Raw genomic sequence first — 10,597 nt, forward strand, 5'->3', positions numbered from 1 at the left:
GGATCATTCACAAAGTTTCCTTGATTTTTTCTTGATTTTGTGAAAAATTAATACGAGATTAAGTTGTAAGTTATCTAAAAAGGAGATAGTTATATGGAATCCAATACAAGCCATTTGAACCCATTACCTGACCCAAATAAGCATTCAGGACCGGGGATTGCTTCATTCGTAGTTAGCCTCCTTGCATTCATTGCATATATTGCTGCAATCATGATTGTTCTGAACACCTCCAGGGATCTGATTAATAGCGGTCTCCCCGTTACCAACGAAGTGATCTTGAATCACTTCGGATTTATGGTGGCAGGATTGATTGTACTTGCTGCAATTGTTCTTACCCTTGTCGGTTCGATCCTAGGTATAATAGGTTTAGCCCTTAAGAACCGCAAAAAGCTGTTTGCGATTCTGGGAATCATTATTTGCGCATTACCGCCTGTTTTCATGTTACTCCTGTTCTTTATTCGTACAAGTCAAATGTAAGTATAGACTGCCTTATAGTCAGAAAGGTGAATACTATGGGAAAAATTAAGATTTTTACAGACAGCACTTCAGATCTCCCATCCGATCTGGTAGCCAAATATAGCATTGGAGTTATTCCATTGTATGTTGTGTTTAATAATGAGACTTTCCGGGATGGAATTGATCTATCCCCACCTGAGCTGTACTCCAAAGTGACTCAGACTGGTAAGCTGCCTAAGACAGCCGCACCGTCTCCTGCCGATTTCATTTCAGCCTTCTCTCCTTATGTAGATGCAGGAGACCAGATTATTTACATAAGTCTTTCTTCCGAACTGTCTTCTACGTACCAGAATGCGGTCATTGCGTCAGGAGAATTTCCAGATGGAAGTGTGCATGTCTTCGACTCATTGAATCTATCTACCGGAATCGGGATACAAGTTCTCAAGGCCGCTAAAGCAGCCGAGGCAGGTCAGTCCGCTGATCAGATCCTATCCCTGCTCGAGACAATCAGACCTAAAGTAGATACCGAATTCGTAATTGACTCGTTGGAATACTTGTATAAGGGCGGCCGATGCTCCGGAATGCAGAATCTGGTTGGCAGCCTCTTAAAAATCCGTCCTGTTATTAAAGTCCAGCAGGGAAAAATGACACCCGCCTATAAAGTGCGTGGAAGCCGCGATAAGGCACTAGATCAAATGGTCAACAATGCCCTTTCCAATATGGGCAAAATGGACAAGGATACCCTCTTTGTAGTCCACACCCTGGCCGAGCAAGATGCTATCGCAATGAGTCAATTAATTAAAGAACGAACTGGAGTCAGCGAAGTGCTGCTTAGTGATGCCGGTTGTGTAATTTGCAGTCACTGCGGACCCAAGACGATTGGAATCATCTATTTAACCGAATAGCAGGCCTAACTTAATAAGCTCCCTTATAAGACAGCAACTGCCTTATAAGGGAGCTTATTATAATGAAACATACTATCTATGTCGTTCTTCTAGAACGCTGCCCCATTCCATCAACTTGGCTTTAATCTCCTGAAGTTCAAATGGCTTTCTAATATAGTCTTCCATTCCACTGGCCAGACCGAGCTGAATATCTTCATGGTCAACATGTGCAGCCAGAGCGATAATAACAGGCTTCTCTCCTTGGGGAACCACCTGTCGAATAATCTTTGCCGCCTTAATACCGTCCATAACAGGCATCTTGATGTCCATGAATATCAAGTCATATTGCTTGCGGCTTACTGCCTCCACTACCTCAACACCATTATGGGCAACATCAGCGGTGATTCCTAACCGCCCAAGCATCTGTACGAAGATTTGTCCATTCACCGGATGATCCTCGGCAATCAGTACGTTCAGATTCTTATATTGTAACCAATCTGCAGACTCGGGACTTCCCCCGAGGGATGTGGATTGCCCCAGATCTCCTTCGCATGCTTTCTTCTGTAAAGTTAATTCCTCATCTTGACTAATCAGTGTAAAGCAAAAAGTTGAGCCGACCCCTTCTTGGCTTTCCGCTGAGATAGACCCTCCCATGAGCTCAACCATTCTTTTGCAAATCGCGAGGCCAAGACCGGTTCCCCCATATTTGCGGTTAATCACAGGGTGCAATTGCGAGAACGTCTGAAAAAGTTGATCGATTTTATCCTTCGCAATTCCTATTCCCGTATCGGTTACTCTAAATTCAAGAAGCATAGAGGAAGATACAGATTCAGAGGAGGAGGCCCTGTGAACCGAGATGGAGATGCTTCCCGTCTCTGTGAATTTCAAAGCATTGCTCACAAGATTAATCAGAATCTGCCTTAAGCGGGATGAATCACTTCGGATCATGGCAGGAACTTCCGGATCAATCCGGGTGGTTAGGCTGATATTCTTCTCCATTGCTGCAGGTGTGAATAAATCAATCACACTGGATATGGAGGCCGATAGATCAAACCAAACATAATCCAGTGCCATTTTACCAGCTTCAATTTTGCTGAAATCCAGAACGTCATTAAGAATCCCGAGAAGCGCTCGCCCGCTCTCGGAGATAATATCCGCATACTCACGCTGCTCTTCTTGAAGCGGTGTCTCCAGCAGCAGATCCGTCATTCCGATTATACCGTTTAGCGGCGTCCTAATCTCATGACTCATCATGGCCAGAAATTCCGACTTGGCTCTCGTTGCCCGCTCTGCTGATTCCTTCGCTCTAACGATTTCCCGTTCATTCGTTATATCATTAAATACGACCACCACACCTACGATTTGCTCACGGTCATACAAGGGTGCCGCTCGGTAATTAACAAGAAAGCTTGAACCGTCTTTCCTCCAGAATACCTCTTCATGAACAGAACGGGCTCTTCCGTCCCTAAACGTCTGGTGAATCAGACAATCATCAACCGGGTAGGGGCTTCCATCGCTTCGAGAATGATGAATCAATTGATGGTTATCGGTTCCAATAAACTCGGACACACTGTAACCCAGCATTCTGGATGCGGCGGGATTAATAAAAATCGTTCTTCCCTCTTCATCAAGTCCGTATATTCCTTCTGATACCGAATTTAGAATCAAGGAATGCTGGTAACTGAGCTTCTCAATTTGTTCAGTATACCGCTTACGCTCTGTGATGTCCGTAGCAATTCCGTATACTCCAACGATGTGCTGATCCACAATAATAGGAACATTCGTTACATTAAGCTCCACAGGGGTCCCATTCTTATGAATAATTGTAGTTTCATAAGACTGGGGTTCCCCTTTCATAGATAGTTCAAAATAGCGTACAGTCTTGTTAATTTCAGCACTGCTTATGATTTGGCTGAAGTTCATGCCAAGTAATTCTTCTTTACTGTAGCCCGAAAGAACTTCCAGGTTGGAGTTTAGGGTCACATAGTTACCGTGCAGATCAAAGGAGTACACAGCGGACGGACTATACTCGAATAGTGACTTATACCGCTGCTGACTCTCCTGCAGGCGTCGTTCGTTGTTTTTCCGGTCCGTAATGTCACGGGATACTGCAACTATTTCAAGAATTTCTCCTGTCTGATCATCAAAAGTATACCTTCCCGTACTTTCAAACCAGATGTACTCTCCATCTTTACGTCTTATGCGGTAAGCGACCGTATACTCTGAGTGATATTGCAGCTGGACCGCCAAGTAATCCTGTACTATCTTTTTATCATCTGGATGAAAATAGTCAAAAGCACTCGTCCCAACAAGCTCCTCAGGTTGATAACCAAGCAAAGTGATACAAGCAGGTGAGGCGTAAGCGTAAGTATTTCCCTCATCCGACTTATGCTTTGAAATTAAATCAAGCGAGTTTTCAGAGATTATCCTATACTGCTTTTCGCTCTCACGTAGTCTGCTTTCCATCAGATTACGCTCCGTAATATCCTGTACGATCCCGAATAATCTTCTGGTTCGTCCCATTTCATCGAATTCTATATCAGTTTGGCTGAAGAGAACCTTATCCTTGTCTCCACAACCAATAACCCTAAACTCTAGTTCGAAGGATTGAGCAGCTTGGGAGGAGGCGTTTTCTAGTGCCTCGGTAACCATTAGTTTATCGTCAGGGTGAATTACCTTCAGCCACTCGTCTAATGGAGAGGTGAATTGACTGAAATCCTGCCCGTATATCCTTACGAACTCTTTGGAGCATGTGAACCTTTCTTGATCTACATCCCACTCCCAGGAACCGATATGAGCAATCTTTTGAGCACGGGCAAGACTCCGTTCACTTCTTCGTAAATGCTCCTCTGCCTGCATCCTGGGTGTAATGTTACGGGTAATGATGAGCAACTTGTCAGCTTGAGTACCGAATCCGTGTACCTTCTGAATACTGGCTTCAACCCAGACCTCGTGTCCATTCGCATGACGTAGCCTCCCTGTTAAAATACCCGTAGATGCAATAAGATCCTTCTTCGCCCATGGTCCTTCATCTGCGAACAGCTCTTTAAGCTGTGTTCCAACAAGCTCCTCAGGAGTATAACCAACTATATCATGTATAGCCGGAGAGATAGACAGACAGATCCCCTTCACAGTAGCAAATGCAATGACATCTTTAGCATCATTCGTGATCACTTGATATAACTTTTCAGATTCCATCAGGCGCCGCTGCATTTCCTTTGTTAAGGTCACATCTTTAAATATGGAATGAACACCCACAACTTCTCCCTCAGCACTGATCGGCACATAGGTAACATCCAAATCAAGAACCTGACCATCCTGCCTAGTAAAATTCAACTCAAAGCTGCTGGTCTCCCCTTGCAGTGCCTGCTCCAAATAGTAGCTCCTTAACGCTTCCCCATCACTCGAGAACAAATACTGTGGAGGGGTACTATTAAATTGTTCTAATGTGTATCCGGTCACTCTTTGAGCAGCTGGATTCGCCTCTATATACTGACCATTCACATCCATTACACAAATGGCATCGGGATGATTCTCATAAAGGGACTGATAAGTGCTTCCCTTCGCAATCAGCTGCTTCAACAGCTCGTTCTTATGATTCATCAAGGCCGACTTCCTTTCTATGCATGGATAAACCTAAATCCACATGAAATCAACTAAACTAAAGAAATCAACAAAGGTTATATTCCCTGTGTATTCAGCAATAAACGCAGCAATCATAGTTAATCCCATTTTATTAGCAAAGTAGTTTTATTCTAACCTATCCCTCAGAAGACTACTAGTAACCTCATGTGAGAATTCCAGGAATAGACCAACATACGAAAAAGAACGCTATGATTAAAACATCATAACGTTCCTTTATCATTCAAAGCGGGTGATGGGAATCGAACCCACGCTATTAGCTTGGAAGGCTAAAGTTCTACCATTGAACTACACCCGCAAAATTTATGGTCGGGACGACACGATTTGAACATGCGACCCCCTGGTCCCAAACCAGGTGCTCTACCAAGCTGAGCTACGTCCCGTAATACTTTTCACACTACATTCATTACAAAATCACAATCGGGACGACACGATTTGAACATGCGACCCCCTGGTCCCAAACCAGGTGCTCTACCAAGCTGAGCTACGTCCCGTAATTGAATAATGGAGCGGACGACGGGAATCGAACCCGCGACCCTCGCCTTGGCAAGGCGATGCTCTACCGCTGAGCCACGTCCGCATAAATATGGTGCGCGTGGAGGGACTTGAACCCCCACGTCAAAGACGCTAGATCCTAAGTCTAGTGCGTCTGCCAATTCCGCCACACGCGCACAATATTAACATATTTACCTGTAAGGTAAATGGTGAGCCATGAAGGACTCGAACCTTCGACACCCTGATTAAAAGTCAGGTGCTCTACCAACTGAGCTAATGGCTCAAATGTTTACCGGGGTCCCCGAAAAGTAATCGGAATCTTCAGCAGAGCATTCGCTTCACTTTTTGGGGTAATAATGGCTGGGGATATAGGATTCGAACCTATGGGTGACGGAGTCAAAGTCCGTTGCCTTACCGCTTGGCTAATCCCCAATAAAATTGAATTGATAGGAAATAAATGGGGCGATCGAGGGGACTTGAACCCCCGAGTGCCGGAGCCACAATCCGGTGCGTTAACCCCTTCGCCACGACCGCCATATTATATTCTCAAAAAAAACTGGTGGAGGCTGATGGATTCGAACCACCGAACTCGTAGAGAGCAGATTTACAGTCTGCCGTGTTTAGCCACTTCACTAAGCCTCCAAAATGGTGCCGGCGAGAGGACTTGAACCCCCAACCTACTGATTACAAGTCAGTTGCTCTACCAGTTGAGCTACACCGGCAAGGTGTGAAAACATTTAATTAAATCATGGCGGAGCCGACGGGATACTCTTCACTTCGTTACGAGACTGCGAAGTATTCCTAACGAAGCTTATGCTCCGACGAACCCTGATGGGTTCAATTCCCGATACAGAAGGATGTTAATGGCGGAGCCGACGGGATTCGAACCCGCGGTCTCCTGCGTGACAGGCAGGCATGTTAGGCCTCTACACCACGGCTCCACACTTCATTGTGAATCCCGTATTATTGCTCGGGATTCATTGCGGGGGCAGGATTTGAACCTGCGGCCTTCGGGTTATGAGCCCGACGAGCTACCGGGCTGCTCCACCCCGCGTCAGTAGTATTATTAAATTGTCCTAAGTCCCTAACACTATTCAGACTATATAGGATAATGGTGGAGGCTGAGGGGATCGAACCCCCGACCCTCTGCTTGTAAGGCAGATGCTCTCCCAGCTGAGCTAAGCCTCCATTAAATGAGATTTGAAGCTGTTATTGAAAGTGGTGACCCGTAGGGGATACTCGTTCTCTGAACGAGACTGCGATGTATTCCTACCGAAGCCTATGCTCCGACGAACCCTGATGGGTTCTCAACCCCACTTGAAGCTATTTGATGTAAGTGGTGACCCGTAGGGGATTCGAACCCCTGTTACCTCCGTGAAAGGGAGGTGTCTTAACCCCTTGACCAACGGGCCTTGTTCAATTGAATATATACACATGACGGAGAAAGAGGGATTCGAACCCTCGAGACGCTTGTGACGCCTACACGATTTCCAATCGTGCTCCTTCGGCCAGCTCGGACACTTCTCCATATAAGGTTGTTGTTTCTGAAAGTGTTAAGTTAATAACACTTTCAGAAACGGTACTCCCCGAACAGGACTCGAACCTGTGACAACTCGATTAACAGTCGAGTGCTCTACCAACTGAGCTATCAGGGAATATGGTGGAGCCAAGCGGGATCGAACCGCTGACCTCCTGCTTGCAAGGCAGGCGCTCTCCCAGCTGAGCTATGGCCCCATAAAGGAATATTAAATTAAGATGGTGGGCCTTAGTGGACTCGAACCACCGACCTCACCCTTATCAGGGGTGCGCTCTAACCAGCTGAGCTAAAGGCCCTTATATGTAGCCGTCTTACCCCGGCACAAAAACCCCAGATGGGGTATTGCTTGGCGGCGTCCTACTCTCCCAGGACCCTGCGGTCCAAGTACCATCGGCGCTGGAGGGCTTAACGGTCGTGTTCGGGATGGGTACGTGTGGAACCCCTCCGCCATCGCCACCAAACGGGATTTTTCCGGGTCAATACTCCCTGAATCACTTCAGGAAAATATCCGACCTTAGAAAACTCATCGCTGCAAGAAAATATCAGACCTTATCAAGGCATGCAGCTTAAAATCGGTTCAGGCTTGATCGCCTGAAAACTAGATACGAAACGAATTTGCGATTGCTCTTCTTGGACTACGTCCTTCCGAGCTGTGTTGGATAAGCCCTCGACCGATTAGTACTGGTCAGCTCCATGCATTGCTGCACTTCCACCCCCAGCCTATCTACCTCGTCGTCTTCAAGGGGTCTTACTAATTGGGAAATCTCATCTTGAGGGGGGCTTCACGCTTAGATGCTTTCAGCGCTTATCCCTTCCGCACTTAGCTACCCAGCTGTGCTCCTGGCGGAACAACTGGTGCACCAGCGGTGCGTCCATCCCGGTCCTCTCGTACTAAGGACAGCTCCTCTCAAATTTCCTACGCCCACGACAGATAGGGACCGAACTGTCTCACGACGTTCTGAACCCAGCTCGCGTACCGCTTTAATGGGCGAACAGCCCAACCCTTGGGACCTACTTCAGCCCCAGGATGCGATGAGCCGACATCGAGGTGCCAAACCTCCCCGTCGATGTGGACTCTTGGGGGAGATAAGCCTGTTATCCCCAGGGTAGCTTTTATCCGTTGAGCGATGGCCCTTCCATGCGGTACCACCGGATCACTAAGCCCGACTTTCGTCCCTGCTCGACTTGTCAGTCTCGCAGTCAAGCTCCCTTATGCCTTTGCACTCTTCGAATGATTTCCAACCATTCTGAGGGAACCTTGGGGCGCCTCCGTTACTCTTTAGGAGGCGACCGCCCCAGTCAAACTGCCCACCTGACACTGTCCCCATACCGGATTACGGTACCAGGTTAGAACTCCGATACGATCAGGGTGGTATCCCAACGTTGCCTCCACAGAAGCTGGCGCTCCTGCTTCTTAGGCTCCCACCTATCCTGTACAAATCGTATCAAAGTCCAATATCAAGCTGCAGTAAAGCTCCATGGGGTCTTTCCGTCTTGTCGCGGGTAACCTGCATCTTCACAGGTATTAAAATTTCACCGGATCTCTCGTTGAGACAGCGCCCAAGTCGTTACGCCATTCGTGCGGGTCAGAATTTACCTGACAAGGAATTTCGCTACCTTAGGACCGTTATAGTTACGGCCGCCGTTTACTGGGGCTTCGGTTCATAGCTTCGGGTTACCCCTAACCACTCCCCTTAACCTTCCAGCACCGGGCAGGCGTCAGCCCGTATACTTCGCCTTGCGGCTTCGCACAGACCTGTGTTTTTGCTAAACAGTCGCTTGGGCCTTTTCACTGCGGCCCCCTCGTGCTATTCACACTACCGGGGCACCCCTTCTCCCGAAGTTACGGGGTCATTTTGCCGAGTTCCTTAACGAGAGTTCTTCCGCGCGCCTTAGAATTCTCTTCTCGCCTACCTGTGTCGGTTTGCGGTACGGGCACCTTCTCCTGACTAGAGGCTTTTCTTGGCAGTGTGAGATCATGACCTTCGCTACTGTAATTTTCACTCCCCATCACAGCCCAGCCTTAACGGTGTGCGGATTTGCCTACACACCAGCCTCACTGCTTGGACAGACATCCATCAGTCTGCGTCACTACCCTGCTGCGTCACCCCATCGCTCATAACGGATTACGGTGGTACAGGAATTAGGGCCTGTTGTCCTTCGACTACGCCTTTCGGCCTCGCCTTAGGTCCCGACTTACCCTGAGCGGACGAACCTTCCTCAGGAACCCTTAGGCTTTCGGCGGATCAGATTCTCACTGATCTTTTCGTTACTCATACCGGCATTCTCACTTGTGTACGCTCCAGCGCTCCTTACGGTACACCTTCAATGTATACACAACGCTCCCCTACCCCTGGATCGACTTCACTCCAGCTTCGAAGCCATGTGTTTAACCCCTGTGAACCATTTGGCCGAAACCTCTAGGAGGTTTGCCTTCGGCAAAAATGTCACTTATTAAACACCGCCTCAAAGAAGCAGTGAAGTCGATCCAAGCCATAGCTTCGGTGGTGTGTTTAGCCCCGTTACATTTTCGGCGCAGAGTCACTCGACCAGTGAGCTATTACGCACTCTTTAAATGGTGGCTGCTTCTAAGCCAACATCCTGGTTGTCTGTGCAACTCCACATCCTTTCCCACTTAACACACACTTGGGGACCTTAGCTGATGGTCTGGGCTGTTTCCCTTTTGACAATGGATCTTAGCACTCACTGTCTGACTCCCGGATCTAAGTTTATGGCATTCGGAGTTTGACTGAGCTTGGTAACCCTTGGCGGGCCCCGCACCCAATCAGTGCTCTACCTCCACAACTCGTTATTCCGAGGCTAGCCCTAAAGCTATTTCGGGGAGAACCAGCTATCTCCGAGTTCGATTGGAATTTCTCCGCTACCCCCACCTCATCCCCGCATTTTTCAACATACGTGGGTTCGGGCCTCCAGTGCGTGTTACCGCACCTTCACCCTGGACAGGGGTAGATCACACGGTTTCGGGTCTACGTCCACGTACTATAAGTCGCCCTATTCAGACTCGCTTTCGCTGCGGCTACGGCTCTTCACCTTAACCTTGCACGGGAACGTAACTCGCCGGTTCATTCTACAAAAGGCACGCCATCACCCATATAGAGGGCTCTGACTTCTTGTAAGCACACGGTTTCAGGATCTCTTTCACTCCCCTTCCGGGGTGCTTTTCACCTTTCCCTCACGGTACTGCTTCACTATCGGTCGCTAGGGAGTATTTAGCCTTAGCAGATGGTCCTGCTGGATTCATACGGGGTTTCACGTGCCCCGCACTACTCGGGATCCGTCTCGGAGGGATCAGACTTTCGGTTACAGGGCTTTTACCTCTTCTAGCGGGCCTTTCCAGACCTCTTCGCCTACCCTAATCCTTTGTAACTCCATGTGAGACGTCCCACAACCCCAAGGGGCAAGCCCCTTGGTTTAGGCTGTTCCGCGTTCGCTCGCCGCTACTGACGGAATCACTCTTGTTTTCTCTTCCTCAGGGTACTTAGATGTTTCAGTTCCCCTGGTCTGCCTCTTCGTAACCTATGTATTCAGTTACGAGTGACTGCGAATTACCACAGTCGGGTTT

Annotated in this window: 3 protein-coding genes, 18 tRNA genes and 2 rRNA genes (1 of these 23 only partly in view); 2 read left to right on the top strand and 21 right to left on the bottom strand. The window is 48.1% G+C overall.

What is annotated here, in order from left to right:
- The first annotated feature begins 93 nt into the window (after window positions 1-93).
- The gene (locus tag ACRRNK_RS17085) at window positions 94-477 is read left to right on the top strand and encodes a hypothetical protein (RefSeq protein ID WP_433943902.1); all 384 of its coding nucleotides are present in this window, start codon (window positions 94-96) and stop codon (window positions 475-477) included.
- 35 nt (window positions 478-512) lie between these two features.
- Complete coding sequence (locus ACRRNK_RS17090; protein WP_433943903.1) at window positions 513-1,361, top strand: DegV family protein; 849 nt, start codon at window positions 513-515, stop codon at window positions 1,359-1,361.
- A gap of 72 nt (window positions 1,362-1,433) precedes the next feature.
- Here ACRRNK_RS17090 and ACRRNK_RS17095 read toward each other — a convergent pair whose 3' ends face one another.
- The 21 genes from ACRRNK_RS17095 to ACRRNK_RS17195 all read right to left on the bottom strand — a co-directional run.
- On the bottom strand, window positions 1,434-4,943 hold the full coding sequence (locus ACRRNK_RS17095; RefSeq protein WP_433943904.1) for a PAS domain S-box protein: 3,510 nt from the start codon (window positions 4,941-4,943) through the stop codon (window positions 1,434-1,436).
- A gap of 266 nt (window positions 4,944-5,209) precedes the next feature.
- Window positions 5,210-5,280: transfer RNA gene (locus tag ACRRNK_RS17100), tRNA-Gly, on the bottom strand.
- A gap of 8 nt (window positions 5,281-5,288) precedes the next feature.
- Window positions 5,289-5,365 (bottom strand) — tRNA-Pro (locus ACRRNK_RS17105).
- A 37-nt stretch (window positions 5,366-5,402) separates the two neighbouring features.
- Window positions 5,403-5,476: transfer RNA gene (locus ACRRNK_RS17110), tRNA-Pro, on the bottom strand.
- 11 nt (window positions 5,477-5,487) lie between these two features.
- Window positions 5,488-5,562: transfer RNA gene (locus tag ACRRNK_RS17115), tRNA-Gly, on the bottom strand.
- A gap of 7 nt (window positions 5,563-5,569) precedes the next feature.
- Window positions 5,570-5,653 (bottom strand) — tRNA-Leu (locus ACRRNK_RS17120).
- Window positions 5,654-5,684: 31 nt separating this feature from the next.
- A tRNA-Lys gene (locus ACRRNK_RS17125) sits at window positions 5,685-5,760 on the bottom strand.
- Between the two features lie 74 nt (window positions 5,761-5,834).
- Window positions 5,835-5,909, bottom strand: a tRNA-Gln gene (locus tag ACRRNK_RS17130).
- A 26-nt stretch (window positions 5,910-5,935) separates the two neighbouring features.
- Window positions 5,936-6,011 (bottom strand) — tRNA-His (locus tag ACRRNK_RS17135).
- A gap of 23 nt (window positions 6,012-6,034) precedes the next feature.
- A tRNA-Tyr gene (locus ACRRNK_RS17140) sits at window positions 6,035-6,119 on the bottom strand.
- 4 nt (window positions 6,120-6,123) lie between these two features.
- Window positions 6,124-6,199 (bottom strand) — tRNA-Thr (locus tag ACRRNK_RS17145).
- Window positions 6,200-6,341: 142 nt separating this feature from the next.
- Window positions 6,342-6,418 (bottom strand) — tRNA-Asp (locus tag ACRRNK_RS17150).
- A gap of 39 nt (window positions 6,419-6,457) precedes the next feature.
- Window positions 6,458-6,531, bottom strand: a tRNA-Met gene (locus ACRRNK_RS17155).
- 58 nt (window positions 6,532-6,589) lie between these two features.
- Window positions 6,590-6,665 (bottom strand) — tRNA-Val (locus tag ACRRNK_RS17160).
- Window positions 6,666-6,814: 149 nt separating this feature from the next.
- A tRNA-Glu gene (locus tag ACRRNK_RS17165) sits at window positions 6,815-6,889 on the bottom strand.
- A 26-nt stretch (window positions 6,890-6,915) separates the two neighbouring features.
- A tRNA-Ser gene (locus tag ACRRNK_RS17170) sits at window positions 6,916-7,004 on the bottom strand.
- A gap of 55 nt (window positions 7,005-7,059) precedes the next feature.
- A tRNA-Asn gene (locus ACRRNK_RS17175) sits at window positions 7,060-7,132 on the bottom strand.
- 3 nt (window positions 7,133-7,135) lie between these two features.
- Window positions 7,136-7,211: transfer RNA gene (locus ACRRNK_RS17180), tRNA-Ala, on the bottom strand.
- A 22-nt stretch (window positions 7,212-7,233) separates the two neighbouring features.
- Window positions 7,234-7,310, bottom strand: a tRNA-Ile gene (locus ACRRNK_RS17185).
- Window positions 7,311-7,358: 48 nt separating this feature from the next.
- A 5S ribosomal RNA gene (gene rrf / locus ACRRNK_RS17190) occupies window positions 7,359-7,475 on the bottom strand.
- Window positions 7,476-7,669: 194 nt separating this feature from the next.
- A 23S ribosomal RNA gene (locus ACRRNK_RS17195) occupies window positions 7,670-10,597 on the bottom strand (it continues 124 nt past the right edge of the window).

It is taken from the genome of Paenibacillus sp. SN-8-1 (assembly GCF_050995535.1).
Lineage (GTDB): Bacteria > Bacillota > Bacilli > Paenibacillales > Paenibacillaceae > Fontibacillus.